At 67.0% G+C, this 19,730-nt stretch carries 14 protein-coding genes; 4 read left to right on the top strand and 10 right to left on the bottom strand.

What is annotated here, in order from left to right; translation table 11 throughout:
* Nucleotides 1-33 precede the first annotated feature (33 nt).
* Entirely contained in the window at nucleotides 34-774 is a 741-nt protein-coding gene (locus IFT60_RS07780) for a DUF3108 domain-containing protein (RefSeq protein WP_229510728.1), read from the bottom strand.
* 2 nt (nucleotides 775-776) lie between these two features.
* Nucleotides 777-1,883: a DUF3108 domain-containing protein gene (locus IFT60_RS07775; RefSeq protein WP_192051346.1), complete on the bottom strand. Its 1,107-nt coding sequence runs from the start codon at nucleotides 1,881-1,883 to the stop codon at nucleotides 777-779.
* Nucleotides 1,884-1,994: 111 nt separating this feature from the next.
* Here IFT60_RS07775 and IFT60_RS07770 point away from each other — a divergent pair, with 111 nt between their 5' ends.
* Nucleotides 1,995-2,726: a PhaM family polyhydroxyalkanoate granule multifunctional regulatory protein gene (locus IFT60_RS07770; RefSeq protein WP_192051343.1), complete on the top strand. Its 732-nt coding sequence runs from the start codon at nucleotides 1,995-1,997 to the stop codon at nucleotides 2,724-2,726.
* Nucleotides 2,727-2,857: 131 nt separating this feature from the next.
* The gene (locus IFT60_RS07765; protein WP_192051341.1) at nucleotides 2,858-6,142 is read left to right on the top strand and encodes a patatin-like phospholipase family protein; all 3,285 of its coding nucleotides are present in this window, start codon (nucleotides 2,858-2,860) and stop codon (nucleotides 6,140-6,142) included.
* Between the two features lie 217 nt (nucleotides 6,143-6,359).
* Here IFT60_RS07765 and IFT60_RS07760 read toward each other — a convergent pair whose 3' ends face one another.
* The 6 genes from IFT60_RS07760 to acpA all read right to left on the bottom strand — a co-directional run bounded on the left by IFT60_RS07760 (nucleotide 6,360) and on the right by acpA (nucleotide 14,148).
* Nucleotides 6,360-8,030 (bottom strand): tetratricopeptide repeat-containing response regulator, encoded by a 1,671-nt coding sequence (locus IFT60_RS07760; RefSeq protein WP_192051338.1) that lies wholly within the window; start codon nucleotides 8,028-8,030, stop codon nucleotides 6,360-6,362.
* Nucleotides 8,027-8,734 carry a sensor histidine kinase gene (locus tag IFT60_RS07755; protein WP_192051336.1) on the bottom strand — a complete coding sequence of 236 codons (708 nt, stop codon included), beginning with the start codon at nucleotides 8,732-8,734 and terminating at the stop codon, nucleotides 8,027-8,029. Before IFT60_RS07755 ends, IFT60_RS07760 begins: the two co-directional genes overlap by 4 nt.
* Nucleotides 8,735-8,842: 108 nt before the next feature.
* The gene (gene mnmC1 / locus IFT60_RS07750) at nucleotides 8,843-10,498 is read right to left on the bottom strand and encodes an FAD-dependent 5-carboxymethylaminomethyl-2-thiouridine(34) oxidoreductase MnmC1 (RefSeq protein ID WP_192051334.1); all 1,656 of its coding nucleotides are present in this window, start codon (nucleotides 10,496-10,498) and stop codon (nucleotides 8,843-8,845) included.
* Nucleotides 10,495-11,073, bottom strand: a complete 579-nt coding sequence (locus IFT60_RS07745) for a DNA-3-methyladenine glycosylase I (protein ID WP_192051331.1) — start codon at nucleotides 11,071-11,073, stop codon at nucleotides 10,495-10,497. The genes mnmC1 and IFT60_RS07745 overlap by 4 nt, the downstream gene beginning before the upstream one ends.
* A gap of 303 nt (nucleotides 11,074-11,376) precedes the next feature.
* The gene (locus tag IFT60_RS07740) at nucleotides 11,377-12,219 is read right to left on the bottom strand and encodes a DUF4142 domain-containing protein (protein WP_192051329.1); all 843 of its coding nucleotides are present in this window, start codon (nucleotides 12,217-12,219) and stop codon (nucleotides 11,377-11,379) included.
* 267 nt (nucleotides 12,220-12,486) lie between these two features.
* Complete coding sequence (gene acpA / locus IFT60_RS07735; protein WP_192051326.1) at nucleotides 12,487-14,148, bottom strand: acid phosphatase; 1,662 nt, start codon at nucleotides 14,146-14,148, stop codon at nucleotides 12,487-12,489.
* Nucleotides 14,149-14,359: 211 nt separating this feature from the next.
* Here acpA and IFT60_RS07730 point away from each other — a divergent pair, with 211 nt between their 5' ends.
* Nucleotides 14,360-15,583, top strand: coding sequence for an EAL and HDOD domain-containing protein (locus IFT60_RS07730; RefSeq protein WP_192051324.1), 1,224 nt, complete (start codon nucleotides 14,360-14,362; stop codon nucleotides 15,581-15,583).
* Nucleotides 15,584-15,789: 206 nt separating this feature from the next.
* Here IFT60_RS07730 and IFT60_RS07725 read toward each other — a convergent pair whose 3' ends face one another.
* Nucleotides 15,790-18,180: a sensor domain-containing protein gene (locus IFT60_RS07725; RefSeq protein ID WP_229510740.1), complete on the bottom strand. Its 2,391-nt coding sequence runs from the start codon at nucleotides 18,178-18,180 to the stop codon at nucleotides 15,790-15,792.
* 291 nt (nucleotides 18,181-18,471) lie between these two features.
* Between IFT60_RS07725 and IFT60_RS07720 the strand changes: the two genes are divergently transcribed.
* A complete protein-coding gene (locus tag IFT60_RS07720; protein WP_192051320.1) occupies nucleotides 18,472-18,870 on the top strand; it encodes a hypothetical protein in 399 nt (132 codons plus the stop codon).
* 12 nt (nucleotides 18,871-18,882) lie between these two features.
* Here the strand turns inward: IFT60_RS07720 and IFT60_RS07715 are convergent, their stop codons facing one another.
* Nucleotides 18,883-19,656, bottom strand: a complete 774-nt coding sequence (locus IFT60_RS07715; protein ID WP_192051318.1) for an AraC family transcriptional regulator — start codon at nucleotides 19,654-19,656, stop codon at nucleotides 18,883-18,885.
* Nucleotides 19,657-19,730 lie beyond the last annotated feature (74 nt).

Genomic DNA, 19,730 nt, shown 5'->3' with positions numbered 1-19,730 from the left:
ACGGCTCTGCCGTCCACGCGGTGACCGTTACATTTACTTCTTCGTGATCTTGGTGACGGTCTGCTCGATCGTCTCGCGGTCGCTGTCACGGAAGCGCAATTTGACCGGATACCACTCCTGCCCCGGCGCCAGCCAGACGTCGACGCCCTCGCTCTTGCCGGCGCGCGGCTCGCGCGTCACCAGTACCGTATCGAGTTCGCCCATGGCGGTCTGGATCTTTTCGCGCTTGACCACCTTGAAAGTCCAGGGTTCGGTATCGCGCCGGGAGGCGACAACAAAACTCCACTCGCTGCCCGGCTTGAACTTCGCCTCGCCGGCGGCGCGTGCGACCGAGGCCAGTTGCCAGGTGACCGAGGCGCGGTCCTGCTCGCCGCCCTGCATCGCATAGGGTGTTTTCGCCTCGGTCAGGTTGATGGCCTTGGCGGCGCGATCGAATACCGTCGTGGTGGCATCCTTGCGGTAGCGCTTTTCATAAAACTCCGCGGGCGCCAGGCCGAAGCTGTCGACCGTGCCGTGGCTGCGGTATTCGGTCAGCTTGCCGAGCAACTGGACCCGCGCTTCGACGTTCACATCGTAGTTGCCGGCGCCGGCGCGCCAGGCGATGGTCGCATCGCCCTTCAGGGCGATACCGCGCTGCTGGGCGTGCAGTTCGTAGGCCAGGTCGGCCGATGGCGGCAGATCGACCGCGCGTTTCAGGGGCGCCGCAGCCTGCGCGGCGCCAGCCAGGGCCAGCGCCATGGCAAGAACAGTGCCCTTCAAAAGATTGCTTCGCATTATCATTTTCCTGTATCGGTAAGGGCTATATTATTCACGGTTTGCGTGGTCACTGCACCGTTGGCTTCCGTATTGCGAATCTGCACCGGATACCAGCCCCGGCCCGGGGCCAGCCAGACGTCCAGGCGCGAACGGTACGACCCTTCTTTTGGCGGACGCGACAGGTGAATCGCCTGCAGCTTGCCGAGCTTGGTGTCGATCTCTTCCTGCCCGACCACGACGAAGCGGAACACGACGGCGTCGCGGTCTTCGCCGACCTGCAGGTCGATGTCGCCACTCAGCTGATCCGGGTCGCCGCGCGCGATCGCCGCCAGTTGCAGCGGCACGCTGGCCTTGTCCTGGGCGCCGGCCATCAGCGGTACTGCTTTTTGCGAGGCAGAAAAGGTAATCCGGTCGTGCTGCCAGTCGAAATGGGTGGCGGTCAGCGCGCGCCCGCGCCGCTTTTCCGTCATTTTGACGGGGGCGAAACCGGTGGCCGCCCATGCCCCTTCGCTGGTCAGCACGGCCAGGTTCACGCGCGTCACCAGGATGCGGATGCCGGCCTCGAAGTCGATGCGGTAGCTGTCGTCGCGAAAGGACCAGGCCAGCTGCGCTTCGCCGCTCCAGCGCGTGCCGTCGGCATCGACCCGGGCCACGTCCATCATGATCGTTGCCGGCGGCGGCATGGCGACCTTGTAGCGGCGCGCTTCGGGCGCGGGCGGCGGAACGGGTTCGGCCGGCACAGGCGCGGGCGGTTCGACAGCGGCCAGCGCGGCCGGCACCGGCGCAGGCGGCGCCGGGTCCTCGCCGCTGCCGCCGCTGCCCGGCGTGACCGTGGGCCCGACCGCTTCCTCGTCCAGGAAGGGCGCACTCTCCTGCGCCAGTGTCGGCAGCGGTGGCAGCGGCAAGGACGCGAGTGTGGGCGGTGGCAGGGGAACGGGTTCGCTCACGGTTGGCGCTGGCGCGGGCAGCAACTGCGCCTGCATGACATCCACGCCGCCGGACGTCGGCAGGCGCGGCAGCGCCACCGAGCCGGAGATGAAGGAGAACAGCACGGCGTGCAGCAAAACGACCAGGGCGCCGAGCAACACGGCGCGGCGCTGCCGGTAGATAGCGGAGACGATAGCCATCGCGCTAGTGTACCTGTCGATGTCCGCCCCCGCTGTCCGGCTGGCCCGACTTCGATTGATCCGTGTGTTATTTATCTGCTACGCTAGGCCGACCACTTCACGGAGACGACCATGCATAAACCACCCTCGCAGAATATGCCCGGCATGACGGATACGCTCGAGTTCGTAAAGAACCTCTGGGGCGGCATGGGCGTGCCCGGCATGGGCGCGCTGAATACGCCCGGCCTGGGCACCCCGGCGCTCTCGACCGAGGACCTCGACAAGCGGATCACCGACCTGAAGGCCGTCGAAAGCTGGCTCAACCTGAACCTGTCGATGCTGCGCACCTCGATCCAGGCGCTGGAGGTGCAGCGCGGCACCATCGCCGCCCTGAAATCGATGAGCGATAGCATGGCCCAGGCCATGGGCCAGCAGGGCGAGCAAACGTCCTCGCTGCCGCCCTTCTCCGCCTTCTTCAATGCCGCGGGTACGCAGCAAGCCGGCACGCCGACGCCATCACCGCAGGCGACTGCCCAGGCCGCCCTAGGCGGCGCGACGGCGGATGCCGCGATGCAGCCTGCCGTCGCCTGGTGGAATTTGTTGCAGGATCAGTTCCGCCAGGCGGTCGCCAGCACCATGCCGGCCGATGGCGGGATGGCTGCCAAGCAGGCCGGCGACAAGGCGAACCCTGACCAGGGGTCCGCCGCCAAGGGGGCCGGTGACAACCGGTCCGGCAACACGGCCGACGCGAAACCGGGCGACGTGCCCGATCCTGCGCAACGCGCGACCACCGGCGGCGACGTCGGCGGCACGCCCGGCACTTCCTCGCAGAAACCTTCCCGGACAAAATCCGATAAAGCCTGATTCCCGCGCAAACAAGTTGCGCTGGCAAGCCCATGTATTGATTTGACGGGCATCACAGCCGCCCCTGTCGTGTTGAACTTGACAACACGGCCGGGGCCTCCGGCCGCCGTATTCCCCTGTTGGAGAACGGCATGCCCACTATCAATTTCTCGCGTTTGACTGCCGAACAGGTCGCCGACGTGCGGCGCAAGCTCGAGAGCGCCGGCTGCCCGGTGCCGCCGAGCGCCCACCGCCTCGAAGAACTGGCCGCGGCGATCGCTGCATTCCGCAAGCAGCACAACCTGCCCGGCGCCGGCGGCCCGCTCGACGAAGCCACCTGGCGCCGCCTGAACGCCAGCAGCGGCAGCGTCTTCAGCGAGGTGTTCCAGAACGAACTCGGTTTGCTGCGCCCCGGGCCGAACGCCCCCAGCGGCGGCCCGGAAGACGTGCAGCCGGCCGCCGCCTGCGCCCTGCTTACCCAGGCCCACGAGGCGCAGCTGGCCGGCCTGGCCCTGTCCGGCGGCGGCGTGCGCAGCGCCACCTTCAATCTCGGCGCCCTGCAGGCGATCGCCGAACTGCGCCTGCTGCGCGATGTCGATTACCTGTCGACCGTCTCGGGCGGCGGTTTCATTGGCGGCTGGCTGTCGAAATGCATCCGCGAACGGCGTGGCGACGTGGCCGCCGTCGAAGCCCTGCTCACGCCCGGCGCGGCCGGCCAGGCGGTCGCCAGCGAACCGGTCGAGATCCAGTTCCTGCGCCAGTACAGCAATTACCTGTCGCCGCGCAGCGGCACCTTCAGCGCCGATACCTGGACCCTGATCGGCACCTATGTGCGCAACACCTGCCTGAATTTGACCATGCTGGTGGCCTGGCTGTGCGCATTGCTGATCTTGCCGCGCTTCGCCGTCTGGGCCGTGCACCGCGTGATTGGCCCGGGCGCGCCCTGGGCGGCCTGGTCGGACGCGATCTGGCTGGCGGGCACGGTGCTGTTTTTATTCGCCGTCTTCTGCATAGCACTGAGTATCTCGAGCAAGCCGGAAAGTTCGACCGGCCTGCGCCGCTTTCCGCTGGAGCAAGGCGCGGTCCTGCGCTGCATCAATCTGCCGCTGCTGCTGGCGGGCTTCCTGGTCAGCATCGGCCTGTGGCGCCACGGCGGCGCCTTGCCGATCCTGTGGGAAGAAGGATTACCGGTACGCTTTCACGGCTGGGGTGCGGCCTGGCTGCTGGTGCCGGGGCTGGTGTATTTCATCGTCTGGGCCAGCGGCTGGTACCTGGCGCACGACCGCACCAGCCCCTACCGCGGCGCCGGCTATGTGCTGTGCGGCGCCGGCGCGGCGTTTGTTGCCAGCCTGACGCTGTCGGCGGCGCTCGAATTCGCACCGGGCGCGGTCGCCCACCTGGCCTCGATCGAACTCGCGCAATTGCTGGCCTGGCGCGTCTGCCCGGCCGTGACAGGCTTGCTGATCCTGTACGGCGCCGCGCTCGCGCTCGAACAGCGCCTGCGCCGCCACCGCCCGATCCCGGACATCTCGCGCAGCGAACTGAAAGAAGGCATGAGCCACTTCGTCTGTGCGATCGGCGCGCTGGCGGCCGGCACCCTGCTGCTGCTGACCGGCCTGGCGCTGCTGCCCAATCCAAAGGAACACCCGATCCTGAACAATGCGATCGCGCTGGGCATCTTCGGCATGCCGCTGATGATGACGCTGTTCTCGGTGACGATGACGCTGATGATCGGCCTGATCGGCCCCCTGTACAGCGACGCCAGCCGCGAATGGTGGAGCCGGCAAGGCGCCTGGTCGTCGATCTTTTCGCTGGCCTGGCTGATCATGTTCGGGGTCGCCTTCTTTTGTGCGCCACTGCTGCACTGGGCCTGGCTGACCTATGAGCCGATCGCCAACGCCGGCACCGCGCTCGGCTGGCTGGTGATGACCGTGATCGGGTTAAAAGCCGGCAGCGGCAGCGCCACCGGCTCGCGCGAAGGCAACTGCGCCAAGCGCGAAATCGCCGCGCGCCTGGCGCCGTATTTTTTCACGGTCGGCATCTTCGCGCTGCTGTCGAGCCTGGTGCAAGCGGTGGTCGCCATGCCAAACGTCGCCTGTCCGTCGCCGGTCTCGCTGCCCTGCGTGTATGCCGCCCACGCCAACGCCACCCTGGCCAGCGACGGCAGCACCCTGGTCATCGCCTTTTGCTGCTTCCTGGGCGCCGCCCTGCTGCTCGGCTGGCGCGTCGACATCAACAAGTTCTCGCTCTACATGCTGTACCGCAACCGCCTGGTGCGCGCCTACTTCGGCGCCAGCAGCACGCGCCGCAAGCCGCACCCGTTTACCGGCTTCGACCCCGGCGACGACCCGCAACTGGCCGACATGGAAAACCAGCGCCCCTACCACATCGTCAACACGGCACTGAACCTGGTCAGCGGCGAGGAACTGGCCTGGCAGACCAGGAAAGCCGCCTCGTTCGCCTTCACGCCGCGCTTTTGCGGCTTCGAGATGCCGCTGACGCCAACGCCCGGCGCCAACGGCGGCCTGCGCGACGCCCAGCGCGGCGTCTACCGGCCCACGCGCGAATACGCCTCGGGGCCCGGCAGCGGCGACGACGACGCCACCGTGCGCCTCGGCATGGCCGTCGCCCTGTCGGGCGCGGCGGCCAGCCCGAACATGGGCACCCACTCGTCGCCGCCGCTGAATTTCTTGATGACGATGTTTAACGTGCGCCTGGGACGCTGGTGCCCCAACCCGCTGAAGTCGAGCTGGACCCGCTCCTCGCCCGGCATCGGCCTGTTCAGCCTCATCGCCGAACTGTTCGGCATGACCAATGCCGACGCCAACTACGTCTACCTGTCCGATGGCGGCCACTTCGAAAACCTCGGCATCTACGAACTGGTGCGACGGCGCTGCCGCCTGGTCATCGCGGTGGACGTCGCCAGCGACAAGGCGATGTCTTTCGAGGACCTGGGCAACGCGATTCGCAAATGCGCCACCGACCTGCACATCGGCATCGACCTCGACGTCTCGAAAATGGCGGTCTCTCCCGACACCGGCCTGTGCGGCTGCAGCTGCGCCGTGGGCGCGATCCGCTACAGCCACGTCGACGCCGACGGCGTCGACGGCACGCTGCTGTACATCAAGCCGGCCATTGTCGGCTCGGAAAACGCGGACGTGCTCAACTACCGCAAGGCGAATCCCGCCTACCCGCATCAAAGCACGGCCGACCAGTGGTTCGACGAAGCCCAGTTCGAAAGCTACCGGGCGCTCGGCTACCACATCACCAAGGCGGCGCTGGCCAGGGCGGCGGCGCTGTCGGCCAGGGCGACCGGCGGGCACGACGTGGTCAAGCTGTGCGAAGCTTTACGGGGTGGGCACGAGACAGTACCGGCGCCGGCAACGCCGCCGGCGGCCGTGCGCGGCGCGCCCGAAGTACGCAACGAGTTTCGTTAGGGACGTAGGGTGGGCGCGGGAAAACAGTCCGGGGGACTGTTTTCCCGCCCACGCGTTCAACAAGCGCGAGATCACCCGTTCGACTTGCTGCATACACTGCGCGAGCTCTGGCGCTTGTTGAACGCGTGGGCAAGGAACTTGCCCACCCTACGTCGACTCGCGGAGCCGTACCTCAACCCGGAATAACGCACCGGCACCAACGCAAGATAGATACGATTCAAGCCGTTGTATCGACTGCAGGTGTCTCCGCCTTCAGAGCCAGCGCCGCCAGCTGCTCCATCAACTGCGCAAAGCGTTGCTGCCCCGGCTGCAGGCGGTCGACGTGGGCGAGTACGGCGTGCGCTTCCAGCGCCAGGGCTTCGTCGTGGCCGCGCTCGCGCATGTGCGACACCAGCACCTGGGCGGCGTTGAACAGGATGCGCTGGTTGTTCGGCAGGCGGGCGCGCGCTTCGCGCATCCAGTCGACGGCTTCCTGCAGCTTGCCGGTCTTCCAGAGCAGCACGCCCTGGTTCATCAGATCGGCCGCTTCCTTTTTCGAGGAGCGGATCAACGCTTCGCCCTCGTCGGTCAATCGCGCCTTGTCGAAGATCGCCTGCACCTCGTCCAGCAGCAGCGCGTTGTCGTGGTTGTTGCGGATGACGTAGCACAGCAGCTCGACGGGCGCTTCCTTGACGCCGACCGCGAACAGCAGGGTCGCCATCTCGAGGCAAGTGGCCGTATCGGGACGTTCCTCGCGGGCGCCCAGCAAGGCTTCCAGCTCGTCGCCGGCCTTGCGCGCACGGCGGTAGTCGCCGCTCTCGTGGTACACCAGGCCCTCGGTGATCTTGGCGCGCAGTTCGATGTCCGGGTGCGTTTCGCCGAACTCGCGTTGCGCCGCCAGCAGCAAGACCTGCGCTTCCTTCGGATCGTTTTTCAGGCCGCACACGCGCGCCAGCCCGAGGTAGGCGTCGGGGGTGCGCCGCACCGAATATTCGCCGATGGCGATGCACTTCCTGAACGCCTTTTCGGCCATGCCGACATTGCCCAGCTTGAGGCAGATCTGCCCCAGGTTGCGCTGGCGCGGCACCGAGTTCGGCGACAGCTTGGCGGCGCGTTCGAGGATCGAGCAGGCTTCTTCGAGCTTGCCCATGCCCTGGTAGGCCAGCGCCAGCTGGTCGTAGGCGTCGATGTAGTAGCGGTTCTCGGCGATCACGCCCTGGAACATCTGGCGCGCCTGCTCGAATTCGCCGTTGGCGAGGCGGATCTTGGCCAGGCCCGCGCGCGCCCACTGGTATTCGCGCCCGTTCAACACGCGCTCGTAGGCTTCCCGCGCCTTGTCCGGCTCGCCGCTCTTTTCCATCAGGCGCGCCTTCATGCGCAGCAGTTCGACTTCATGCACCGGACTGGCTTCGATCCGCTCGTCGCACAGGCGCGCCGCGCGCAGGTAATCCTTTTCGGCATAGGCCTGGTCGATCGGGCGGAACACCTGCTTGCGGTGCCAGGCGCGGTTCAGGCGCGTGAGCAGCACCCCCTCGGTGATCGGTTTGACCAGGTAGGCGTCGGGCTGGTGCTCGGCCGCGCCCATCACCGATTCGACGCTCTTTTCGGCCGAGACCATCATCCACACGCTCGACGGCAGCAGGAAGTTGCGCACGCGCGCTTCTTCCAGCACCTGCTGGCCGTTCTTGCCGTCGCCGAGATTGAAATCGCACAGCACCACGTCGTAGCGCAGCTTGGCCAGCAGGGCGATCGCTTCGCCGCCGCTGGCCGCCTGGTCAATGCTCTTCGCGCCCAGGCTGCGCAGGCTTTCGCGCAACAGCTGGCGCACGCCGATGAAATCGTCGACCACCAGGTAATTTTTACTGGCCCAGTCGATCGGCTCGGCTTTCGTTGGGATGACGGCGTTCATGGCAGGCTCAAAACGAAGCAGCCGCCACCCAGCAGCCCGCCATTCTCCAGGCGCACGCTCCCCTCACGCCCGCGGTGGCGGTGCATGCGCGCCACTTCGCGCGAAAAATACAGGCCCAGGCCGGCGCTGTTGCTGCGAAAGTCGATGCCGCTGGCGACCTGCGACAGGCCCGCCGCGCCGGCGGCGAGCAGCGCCTGCGGATAGCCGGCGCCGTTGTCCTCGACGCGGATCTCGAGCAGGCCGTCGACCGTACGCAACGACAGGCGGATGCGGTCGCGCGTGTAGTGGACGGCGTTGTTGACGGCGTGAGAAACGACGCCGACGATCAGGTCTTCGTCGAGGTGCCAGATCAGGCCAGGCTCGAGCGCGACGTCGAGCACGATCCTCCTGGCGTCGAGCAGCACGCGGCCAAGGGCGACCACCTGCTCGACCAGCTGGCCCGCCTCGATCGGCTGCACGTCCAACGGATAGTCGAGCGTGCCGACCCGTTTATATAAAGCCAGCAGCTGCATCAGGTTGTCGTTCAGGCGCCGTGTCTGGTACAGCATCTGCACCATCTGCGGATACGCTGCGTCGGTCTGCGGCGCACCATCGACCAGCAGCCGCTCCAGGGTTCCGGAGAGCACGCTGATCGAATTTTTCATGTCGTGGGCGGTCGAGGCCAGGAACAGGAGCAAGTCCTGGGAAGGGGATGTGTCGTCCATACGCGGGATCGCTGCGGGGCGCCATGGAAAATAGCGCAGGAAAGTTGCCGTACGTTAATTATACGCAGGTCCGGCGCGGCGGCTTGGCTTGCGCCAGCATGAAGGCGTTTAATCCGGCGCAAATGGCGCCGGGCCCCGTCCGGTGCGGCGTGCACGCAACACGAAGCGCGCCGGATCGAGGGCATCGACCAAGGCTGCTTCGAGCGGCAGCGGTGCGTTTTCCAGGCGCGAGACCAGGAGTTCGGCGCACAGCGGCGCCCAGATCAGCCCGCGCGAGGCATAACCGAGCAGGCCATATAGCCCCGGATGGCGCGGCACGTCGCGCAGGCGTTCGGTGGCGCCGGCGGTCTCGAAGTCGGGCAGCGCGCCGACCAGCGGCAGGCGGTCGGGCGCGACGCTGCGGAAACCGACGCGCCCGGCCAGCGGCGCACCCGCGCCCGCTTCCGGCCGGGCGACCAGCGCGCGCAGGCGTTCCAGGTTTTCCTGCTGGCTGGCCGCGCGCAGCTGCGGATCGGCGTCGAGGTCGTAGGTGGCGCCGGCGCAGGCGACGCCACCGGCGGCCGGCGTCAGGTAGGCTTCGCGGCACAGCACGAACGGCAGTTGCGGCAGCGTGGCGGCGTCGAGGTGGGTCACCTGGCCGCGCAGCTGCGACAGCGGCAGGCGCGCCGCCTGCGCGAACCGGGTCGAGCCGGCGCCGCCCGCCAGCACCACGGTGGCCGCGCGCGCGATCGTGCCGCCCGCTCCTCGCACTTCCCATTCGTCCCCGGCACGCACCAGGGTCACGCTGCCGGCGCCGAAACGCCGCGTCAGGCGCGCGCCGCACGCGGCCAGCATCGCCTCGCACACGCTTCCCGGGCGCGCCCAACCACCCTGGCGGAACAGCCAGGCGCCATCGTCTACCGGCAAGCCGAGCAGTTCGCTCGCCTTCTCCGCTTCCAGCCATTCGGCGAACGCGCGCGGCAGCGTGCCGCCGGAGGCGATCGCGCGCGACGCCGCCGCGTGGCCGGCGTCGCGCGCCAGCTGCATCACACCGCAGGCGGCGCCCTCGATGGTGTTGCCGATGCCGCCCAGCGTGTCCCAATAGCGCAGCGCATACAGGTAGGCGGCGCGCGTCAGGCGGGTCGGGATGTTGTCGTCCTTCGACAGCAGCGGCATGAAGATGCCGGCCAGGTTGCCCGACGCCTCGCCAGCCGGCCCCGCATGGCGTTCGACCAATGTCACCTCCCAGCCGCGTGCGCACAGGCGCTCGGCCGCCGCGCAGCCGGCCAGGCCGGCGCCGATGACGATCGCATGGCGTTGCGGCACCGCCGGCAAGGGCTGGCGCGGCTTGAGGCTGGCGAAGCGCGCCCCGCCCTTGTCGAACACGAAACCCTGCGCCATCAGCGCGGCCACCTGCTCCTGCTCGAGCCAGTCGAAGGCAAGACGGGCGTCGCCGGCGGCGAGGCGCGCCAGCGCGCGCGCAAAGCCGGTGTTCGGTCCGCGCAGGCCGTGCAGCTGCACGAAGTCGATGCGCGCGGCCAGCTGGGCCAGCGCCGCGTCCAACGGCGCGCTCACCAGGTCGAGCGTGACGGCGTCGTCGGCCTGCGGGATGCGGTGAAAGCCCGGCAGCATGCCATCAGCCAGGGCCACGATGTGCAGCCGCGCGGGTCGCTCCGGGTCATGGCGCCAGGACTCGATCAGGGCGGCGGCGCGCGCGCCATTGCCGTAAGCGGTGTCGAACACCGTATAGCGTTTGCGGCCCTGCCAGAAGCGCGCCGGGTTCACACCGCACCTGCGCCGCCGCAACCGTGGCGGAAGCAGTGCGGATCGTGGTCGTCGACCATGCCGATACCCTGCATGTAGGCATACACGATGGTCGAGCCGACGAACTTGAAGCCGCGCTTGGCCAGGTCTTTCGAGAGGCGGTCCGACAGTGCGGTCTTCGTCGGCCGGGCGCCGTCCGGCCACTGCGCCACCAGCGGCTGGCCGTCGACGTAGGCCCACAGATAAGCGTCGAGCGTCTGGCCTTCCGCACGCAGCGCCAGGTAGGCGCGCGCATTCGTGATCGCCGCCGCCACTTTCAGGCGGTTGCGCACGATACCGGGATTGGCCAGCAATTGCGCCACTTTGGCATCGTCGTAGCGCGCGATCTTTTCCGCGTCCCAGTCGTCGAAGGCGGCGCGATAGGATTCCCGCTTGTTGAGGATGGTTTCCCAGGACAGGCCGGCCTGGGCGCCCTCGAGGTTGAGCATTTCGAACAGGCGCCGCTCGTCATGGCAAGGAACGCCCCATTCGTGGTCGTGGTAGTCGAGGTAGCGGGGATTGGCCGGGTTGGCCCAGCTGCAGCGGTGGATCGTCATGGAGACAAGTATACGTCAGCGCGCCGGCTTGCGGCGTAGGGTGGTCGGCTTCACCCGGGCGAATGATTGAAACGCGGCTTGAACGCCGCCCACGCGTAACGCATGAACGGCCTGCAGCCCAGCAGCTGAGATGCATGCGTTACGCGTGGGCGGCGCAGAAGCCGCGTCCGTGCACAGTGCAGGGTGGAGCCGACCACCCTACGCGCGCCATGGCCAATAAACAAAAGCGCGCCCCGGGATCGCTCCCGGGACGCGCTTCACTGTCATCGGCGCCGTCTGTCAGCGCCCGCGATCAAGCGATCATTACTGGCCCGACTTGGTGCCCGACTTTGCGTTCGCCGGCATCTGCTGGGCCGCCTTCAGGTGCTGTTCCACCGTCGGCTTCATCTTCGTTGCCAGGCCCTTGACGTCGGCATCCTTGGCGTTCTTTTCATTCTTGTTCAGCATGGCCAGCGCTTCCTTGTGGCCGCCGGTACCGCCCGTCTTCATGTACTCGCGGTCGAACTTTTCGCCTTCCAGCTTGGCCAGCTTGGCCGCCATAGCCTTGTGCTTGGCGTCGAGTTCGGTCGGCAGGGTGACGCCCTTGGCTTGTGCCACGGCTTGCACTTCGGCCAGGCCCTTGGTGTGGTCGTCGATCATCTGCTGGGCGAAGGTTTTCACTTCCGCATTCTGGCTCTTGCTTTGCGCCATCTTGCCCATTTCGACTTCGGCCATGTTCACCATTGCCATGTCCATGATGGCCTTGTTGTCGGCCTTGCTCATCTTGGCGCCGCCGGCGGCGGTAGCGCCTGCAGTGCCCGACTGGCCGGAGGTGGCGTCCGACATGCCGGTGGCGCCGGTGCCGGTGCTGCCGCTCATGCCGGCGCCGCTCTGGCCGTGGCCGGTATGGCCTGCCATTGCGGAACCAGTGCCGGAACCGGTGGTGGTGGAGCCGGCGGTGCTGGCGCCGACCTGGCCGCTGCGGTCTTCCATGCCCTGGCTGTTGGTGTTGTTGACGGTGCCGTCATGCGCGGTCTTGCCGGTCATGTTCGGCTGGCCTTGCGCACTCTGGGTGGTGGCGGATTGTGCTTGCACGCCGAAGCTGGCGAACATGGCGGCTGCGGCCGAAACGGCGAGCAGTCCTTTCAAGGCTTTATTTTTTTGCATAATGCTCTCCTGGGGGTTGGATAAGGGCGCGCATGTCTCCCATGCGCCACGCCTGTTCAAGTGGTTTCGATCGTCCTGCGCCCCAGCCGCGCCGCGTTTTACGGCAGCAGCGAGCTGCGCATTCCTGATCCAATGCCCAGTGTATCGCCGCGTTCCGAAACCCCGCGCGCGGTAGCCTTTTAGCAACACTTCAGTATGAAGACGGGCTTTGCAGACGCAAAAAAGCCGGCATGCAAGCCGGCTTCGCAGGACGGATGGAGACTGAAATCAGCGGAAGCCGAGCGTCGCCGTCAGGTCGCCGGGACTGCGCGCGCCGCGTGCGGCAAAGGCGGCGTCGCGGGTGGCCAGGCCTTCCAGGCGCGGCAAGCCGTGCAGGCGCGTGATGAAGCGCAGGATCGAGGTCGTGTCGTAGAAATTGTGGTCGACCGCGCCCCGCTTCGCATGCGGCGAGACGACGAGCGCCGGAATGCGCGAACCCGGCCCCCAGCGGTCGCCCTCGGGCGGCGCCACGTGGTCCCACCAGCCGCCGTTTTCATCGAAGGTAATCACGACCACCATATCCTTCCACTGCGGCGACTTTTTCAGGTGCTCGATTACGTTGGCGATGTGGGCGTCGCCCGATTCGATGTCGGAATAGCCGGCATGCAGGTTCAGGTTGCCCTGCGGCTTGTAGAAGGCAACGGCCGGCAGCTTGCCGGCAACGACGTCGGCAATGAAGCGGTTCGAGATCGGGCTGTCGCCCAGGCCGCCGTCGCGCAGGTGCGCGGCGCGCGCCGCCGTGCCGGGCGCGAACTGGGTGAAATAGTTAAACGGCTGATGGTGATGCTGGAAGTTCGGGCGCTGGCCGGCGCCACGTCCATCCAGCGCCGCCTGCCAGGCGCCGCCATACCAGGCCCAGCTCACGTTGGCGCGCGACAGCAGGTCGCCGATGGTGTCGTAGCTTTGCGGCGGCAGCACCGAAGCGTCCTGCGGGTCGGCGGCGTTGGCGTCGCCGCCGGCCGCCGGACGCACCCAGCTTGGCTGGAACGGCGGCGCCATCGTGTTCACCGCATAACCATCGGGCGTGATGGCGCCGGCATTGACGAATTTCGGTTTGCCGTCCAGGGCCGACTGCGGCGAGTCCGGCGCCACCGCCAGGCGCCGCCCGAGCGGACCGTCTTCCAGCACGGCGATCTTTTTCTTCGCGGGGGTTTGCGGTGCATGGAAGTATTCGGGCGTGCGGCCGCTGATCAGGAACTGGTGGTTCAGGTAAGAACCGCCAAAAGCGCCCATGAAAAAATTGTCGCACAGGGTGAATTCGCGCGCGATCTGCCACAGGCCCAGGTTCTTGCCCGTCTCGCCGTAATGCCCCATCACCAGCGCGCCGGAATCGCCCCAGGCGACGAAGCCGTCGTTCTTGCCGCCGTTGATCTGCATCTGGTTGTGATAAAAATTGTGCACCAGGTCGCGCGTGACCAGCGCTTCCGGCAAGGGCTTGCCCTCGATATCCTTCAGTGCGAACGGGCCGTTCGGCAGGTTGGCGATCTTGTCTTCGCCGATCAGGTATTCCTTGCCGCCGACGTCCTGGCGCCCGGGCACCATGCCGCCCCAGATCTTCGGCAGCACGGGTAATACCGAGCCGTCGCGGTCCAGTTGCGGCGCGCTGGCCGGCAGCGGGCTCGCCAGGCCGGGGAAATTGGCGAACAGGTTATTGAAACTGCGGTTTTCGAGATAGATCACGACCACGTTTTTCACGTGCGCCTTGAGCTTGGCATCGAGCGAGGATGCCGGCTTGTTCGCCGGACGCGGCGCCGCCTGACGCGGCCCGGCCTGGCTAGCGGCGGGCAGGCTGGCGCCGAGGCCGACGGCTGCGGCAGCCTGGAAGATGCGGCGGCGTGACGGGCTTTCAGGCGCTGGCGCCAGGGGCGCATGGGGATCGTGGTCGTGCATGGTGGGTTCGTTGCCGGATGAGGAAACGATGATTATCGCTGGTTTCTTGCTCAGTGAAAATGCCAAGCCAGCGGCAATTTCCTGCCATGAAGAAACTTGCGTTACCATCCAGTCAAGCTACATCCGATCCACCATCTCGTTACGCTTCCTCATGGGCTTGTTTTCGTTCCTGACCCGGCGCTGGTCACGCGCGCAGGAGACACCGGCGCCAATGCCGCTGCCTCCGCCTCCGCTTCCGACAGCACCGCCCGCGCCCGCGCCGGCGCCGCTGCGCCGCGAAGAAGTGGTCGACCGCCATAACCGCCTGTACGGCTATCGTTTCAGCCTGGCGCGCGGGGGCGACGAGACGCTGTTGTTCGAAGCGCTGGCGGCGGAAGATGTCGCCGGGTTCGCCACGCGCCGCATGGCGGTCGTTCCCGTCACGCCGGCAGGGGCCGGCTCGCCATTGCTGCGTAAATGCGCAGGCGCGCACACGGTGTTCGTGCTGGATGCCGCCGCGCTGGCGGGACAGGATGGCGTGGCGCACCTGCGCGCGCTCAAGCGTGACGGCGCCCGTTGCGGCTTGCGCGGCTTGTCGGCCCAGGCTAACCGGGCCGCCCTGCTCGCCGCCTGCGACGTCCTGTTCCTCGACCTTGCCGGCATCGACCTGGCCGATGTTCATGACCTGGTAGAAAAATTACGGTCCAACCATCCGCACCTGGAACTGGCGGTCGAGTCCGTAACCGGCTGGGAAGAGCAGCGCATGTGCCTCACCTGGGGCGTCGACTATTGCCTCGGCAGTTTCCTGTTCAAGCCCGACCTGGCCGACGAAGACGGCAGCCTCGACCAGAGCCGGGTGACGGCGCTCAAGCTGCTCAACCTGCTGCGCTCGGATGCCGACCTGGCGCAGCTGGCGGAAGTGGCCAAGCAGGACCCCGCCATTACCCTGCAATTATTGAAATGGGCGAATGCCTCCGCCCACGCCCGGGCGACGGCGGTGACCGGCCTGGGCCAGGCTATTTTGGTCCTGGGCCGCAACGTGGTGTACCGCTGGCTGGCGGTCGCCATCTTCAAGCTCGGCCGCCAGCGCGAGCGCGACGCGGCCTTGCTCGAAGTGGCCTTGCGCCGCGCCCGCTTTATGGAACTGGTCGATCCGGCGCTGACGACGGTAGAACGCGACGAGCTGTTCCTGGCCGGGATCCTGTCCCTGTTCGACGTCATGCTGGGCATGCCGATGGCGCGCCTGCTCGATCACATGCACCTGTCGCAGGACATCCACGACGTGCTGCTGCGCAGCGCGGGCAAGTATGGCCCTTACCTGAGGCTGGCGCTGGTGGTCGAGGGCGGAGACAGCCTCCGTGCCGCGGCGCTGGCGGCCGCCATCGGCATCGATCCGGACGACATCGGCCCCGCGCAGGCGGCGGCGTTTGCGTGGATGCGGGAATCGTTGCGGTAATACGGCGCGGTGATACTGCTCCCGTAGCCGCTACTGTTGTGTACCGTAGGGTGGGCACTCGTGCCCACGCGGTCGAACCGTTGCGTTTCGCGCGGGCGAATGGAAACGAATACGCATGCGTTCCGGGGCTTTGCATGCGTCTCGACATGCTTGTGCCGTACCGCGTGGGCACAAGTGCCCACCCTACGTTGCCCCGCCATTGCAGGTTACTCGGACGCCAGCCGCGCGCGCAAGTCGGCCAGCGGCAAGGGACGCGCAAAGTGATAGCCTTGCGCCTCGTCGCACGCGGCCGAGCGCAGGAAGTCGACCACCTCGGCGGTCTCGACGCCTTCGGCCACCACCGCCAGTTTCAGGGCGTGCGCCATGTCGACGAAGGCCTTGACGAAATCGAAGGCGCTGATGCGCTCGTCTTCCTGCAGCACGAAGGAGCGGTCGAGTTTCAGGACGTCGATCGGAAACTTGCGCAGGTAGGCCAGGCCCGAATAACCGGTGCCGAAATCGTCGACCGCCAGTTTCACGCCGAGTTCGTGCAGTTCGCGCAGCATCTGCGCGGTGCGCTCGACGTCGGCGATCAGCGCGCTTTCCGTCAGTTCCAGTTCCAGGCAGTGCGGCGGGATGCCGGACTCGGCCAGGGCTTGCCGCACCTCGCCGACAAAGGTCTGGTGCGCCAGCTGGCGCGCCGAGACGTTCACCGATACGCAGATCTCGCGCCCGAATTCGCTCATCAGGCGGCGCGTCTGGCGGCAGGCCTCGAACAGCACCCAGCGCCCGATCGGCACGATCAGGCCGGTCTCTTCGGCGATTGGAATGAACTGGCAGGGCGAGACCATGCCGCGCTCGGGATGGTTCCAGCGGATCAGCGCTTCCATGCCGACCATGGCCATGCTGCGCAGGTCGATGCGCGGCTGGTAGTGCAGTTCGAACTCGGCGCGCGCCAGCGCCGGGCGCAGCGAGGTTTCCAGCGCCATGCGTTCGCGCGTGGCGACGGCCATCTCGGGCTCGAAGAAGCGGTAGCGATTGCGCCCGGCGGCCTTGGCGCGGTACATCGCCGTGTCGGCGGCCTGGAACAGCTGCTCCTTGGTCTGGCCGTCGCAGGGGAACAGGCTGATGCCGATCGAGGCGCCGATGATCACGTCCTGCCCGGCGATCGTGATCGGCGCGGTCAGCACGTCGAGCAGTTTCTCGCCGATGCGTTCGGCCGCACCCTTGCCGCTCGTGCAATGAGCGGCGATCACGAATTCGTCGCCGCCGAGACGGGCGATGACGTCGCTTGGGCGCAGCACGCGGCGCAGGCGCGCCGCCACGTCGCACAGCAGCACGTCGCCGAATTCGTGCCCGAAGGAGTCGTTGATTTCCTTGAAGCGGTCGAGGTCGAGGAACATGGTCGCCACCGTCCCCTCGTGCGGGCAGGTATCGAGTAGGCGCTGCACCCGGTCGTTCAGCAGCGCGCGGTTCGGCAAACCGGTGAGCGTGTCGTGGGTGGCCAGCTCGCGCAGGCGGTTCTGCGTCTCTTCGCGCTCTGTAACGTCGCGGATGATGGCCTGGTAGTACTCGCCGCCGTTGTCTTCGAAGCGCGAGATGTGCACGTCGGCCGGGAAGGTGCTGCCGTCCTTGCGCCGCTTCTGGATGCGCAGCAGCCGCGTGTGCCCATCTTGCAGCGCCAGCGCCAGCTCCGCCGTGTAGGCGTAGCCGCTGTCGATGTCGGGCACGCGCAGGCGCAAGAATTCTTCTTCGGTGTAGCGGAAGTTACTGCAGGCGCGGCCGTTGGCGGCGACGATGAACAGCTCGCGGTCGGCGATGACGATGCTGTCGGCCGCCTGCTGGAACAGGCTGCGGTAGCGCTGCTCGCTCTTCTTCAGCGCCTGCTCGGCCTGGCGTTTAAAACTGATGTCGTGGAAATACACGGACAGGCCATCCTCGCTCGGATAGGCGCGCACTTCCAGCCAGACGCCCGAGGGTTCCCAGTAAGTCTCGAAGGTGCAGGCTTCGCCGCTTGCCATGGCGCGCTGGTAGCAGGCGAGCGTCGGAGAACCGTGCAGGTCGGGCGCGACCTCGAGCAGGTTGCGGCCGATGGCCAAGGTGGCGTCGATATTGACAAAGGCGCCGGCCTTGCGATTCGCATAGGTCACGCACCAGTTGCGATCGACGGCAAAAAAGGCGTCGCCGATACTTTCCAGCATCAGCTGCTGCTGTTGCTGCAGCTTGGCCAGCGCTTCGCGCGCGGTATGCTGCTCGGTCACGTCGCGCGCGGTGGCATAGGTCACCCGGCTGAGCGCGCACCAGCGCACCGAGATCGACACGATCACCTCCCTGCCGTCCTTGCGCAACCAGCGGTGGCGCAGGTCGCGCCGCACCGACACGCCATTGCGCAGTTCGGCGCGCAGGGAGCGGAAGCGCGCGATCTCTTCTGCGCCTACCAGTTCCCAGTAATGCCGCCCCACCAGCTCGTCGGGCCGGTAGCCGAGGAGATCGAAGGTCGCCGCGTTCAGGCGCAGGAAGCGGCCGTCGTCATCGATCAGGGCGATCAGGTCGAGCGAATTTTCGATGAGGGCGGTATTTTGCTCGGCCAGCCGCGCCAGGTCCGCCGTATTTGTCATGTCGTTCAAATCAGTTTCCATGTGCCGCTGCGCGCGCAGGCAATGCCTGTGTTTCGCCTGCCAACCGGTGCGCTCAATGCGATGCGCTGCTCAGGTTATCGTACCTGGCGGCGCAAACTAAATGGCGTTCTAACAATCATATGGAAATATATTTTGCCTTGTAGAAATTTTGAGACGCTTCCCGAGGCGCTTGTTGTCAGTTTGATTCCGCCACCGGAGCCAAGTGTGTTGGCAAACGGCCGCACAGGGGCGTAGACTGCCTGTCAGATGCAATGCCAAGAGAGACCGCAAGTGCAAGCCGACAGACGAAGCGTTGAACGACCCAGGATCGCGCTGGCCGCCATCACGCGCGAGAGCGTGCGCGAACTGGTCGAGACCGAAGCCGAGCACCTGCGCAAGGCGGTGGCCGCCGGACGCAACCGTTACCAGGTGCGGCTCGACCAGCACGACCAGATCGTCGCCTACATGGCCACGCTCAATCCGCTCGACCTCGAACGCTTCTCCACCTTCTACGAACAGGAAGCGGCCGCCGCGCGCGCCGCGGCCGCCAGGCGCGACGAATGGCGCCCGATTTCCGGGCCGCTTGCCGTGCAGGCCGGACACTCCGGAGAGATCATGCGCATCGGCCCCTGGGCACTAGCGGCGGCCGGCGCCGTCGCGGCCATGGCCACCTTCATCCTGCGCCGCTAGCCGCCTCCGATTTCAGCGGTAAAAGCTTGACGGCGTGACCCCGAAATGGCGCTTGAACATGGCGGCGAACGCGCTCGGACTGGCATAGCCGCAGTCGAGCGCGACTTCGATGACCTTGTCGCCATTGCCGATCCGCTGCAGTGCGTACAGCAGGCGCGCCTGCTCGCGCCACTTGGCGAAGGTCATCCCGGTTTCCCTGACGAATAAACGGTGCAGGGTGCGTTCGGCCACGCCGATCGACGCCGCCCAGGCCGCCGCGCTCGCCGACGCCGCCGGCCGTGCATTCAAGGCAGCACACATCGACCTGAGCCGTTCATCCTGCGGCAGCGGCAGGTGCAGCGGCAATGCCACCGCCAGCCGGATTTCGTCGATCAGCAGCGCGATCAGGCGCGCATCGCGCCCTGCCGGTTCTACGACCGGCGAGATGCGCGCCGCCTCGATCAACAGTTCCCGCAGCAGCGGCGAAATGTTGATGACACAGCTTTCGGCCGGCAGCGCCGCCACCCGCGCGACGTCGATATAGGCGGTGCGCAGCACTACCTCGCCGGACATGGTGACGTTGTGGCGCAGGCCGGTGGTCATCCAGAGCGCCCGGTTGGGCGTGACGACCCAGGCGCCGGCCTCGGTGTGCACGGCCATGACGCCCGCGGTGGCGTACAGGAGCTGCCCTTTCGGATGGGAATGCCAGCCGGTCGCGCTGCCGGCCGGCCAGCGGTTTTCCATCACCACGAGCGGGCGCGGCAGGTTATCGAACAGCTGGTGCTTGTGGGAGGGATGCGACGCCATGGCAGGAATTCTACAGTCGCTGGCAGGCTAGCGCGAGACCGTCACCGGCAGGTACGTTATGCTCGGCGGTCCAG

Origin of the sequence: Massilia sp. CFBP 13721 (genome assembly GCF_014842025.1) — a bacterium.
In the GTDB taxonomy this organism is placed as follows: domain Bacteria; phylum Pseudomonadota; class Gammaproteobacteria; order Burkholderiales; family Burkholderiaceae_D; genus Telluria.
The sequence above is the reverse complement of the archived record's forward strand: the minus strand, read 5'-3'. Positions and strand labels throughout refer to the sequence as shown.

Coding starts and splice junctions, on each gene's coding strand:
- IFT60_RS07755 (WP_192051336.1), bottom strand. CDS start 8,734: ATGGACGACACATCCCCTTCCCAGGACTTGCTCCTGTTCCTGGCCTCG.
- IFT60_RS07765 (WP_192051341.1), top strand. CDS start 2,858: ATGCCCACTATCAATTTCTCGCGTTTGACTGCCGAACAGGTCGCCGAC.
- IFT60_RS07725 (WP_229510740.1), bottom strand. CDS start 18,180: ATGACAAATACGGCGGACCTGGCGCGGCTGGCCGAGCAAAATACCGCC.
- acpA (WP_192051326.1), bottom strand. CDS start 14,148: ATGCACGACCACGATCCCCATGCGCCCCTGGCGCCAGCGCCTGAAAGC.
- IFT60_RS07760 (WP_192051338.1), bottom strand. CDS start 8,030: ATGAACGCCGTCATCCCAACGAAAGCCGAGCCGATCGACTGGGCCAGT.
- IFT60_RS07715 (WP_192051318.1), bottom strand. CDS start 19,656: ATGGCGTCGCATCCCTCCCACAAGCACCAGCTGTTCGATAACCTGCCG.
- IFT60_RS07740 (WP_192051329.1), bottom strand. CDS start 12,219: ATGCAAAAAAATAAAGCCTTGAAAGGACTGCTCGCCGTTTCGGCCGCA.
- IFT60_RS07770 (WP_192051343.1), top strand. CDS start 1,995: ATGCATAAACCACCCTCGCAGAATATGCCCGGCATGACGGATACGCTC.
- IFT60_RS07775 (WP_192051346.1), bottom strand. CDS start 1,883: ATGGCTATCGTCTCCGCTATCTACCGGCAGCGCCGCGCCGTGTTGCTC.
- IFT60_RS07730 (WP_192051324.1), top strand. CDS start 14,360: ATGCCGCTGCCTCCGCCTCCGCTTCCGACAGCACCGCCCGCGCCCGCG.
- IFT60_RS07745 (WP_192051331.1), bottom strand. CDS start 11,073: ATGACGATCCACCGCTGCAGCTGGGCCAACCCGGCCAATCCCCGCTAC.
- IFT60_RS07780 (WP_229510728.1), bottom strand. CDS start 774: ATGCGAAGCAATCTTTTGAAGGGCACTGTTCTTGCCATGGCGCTGGCC.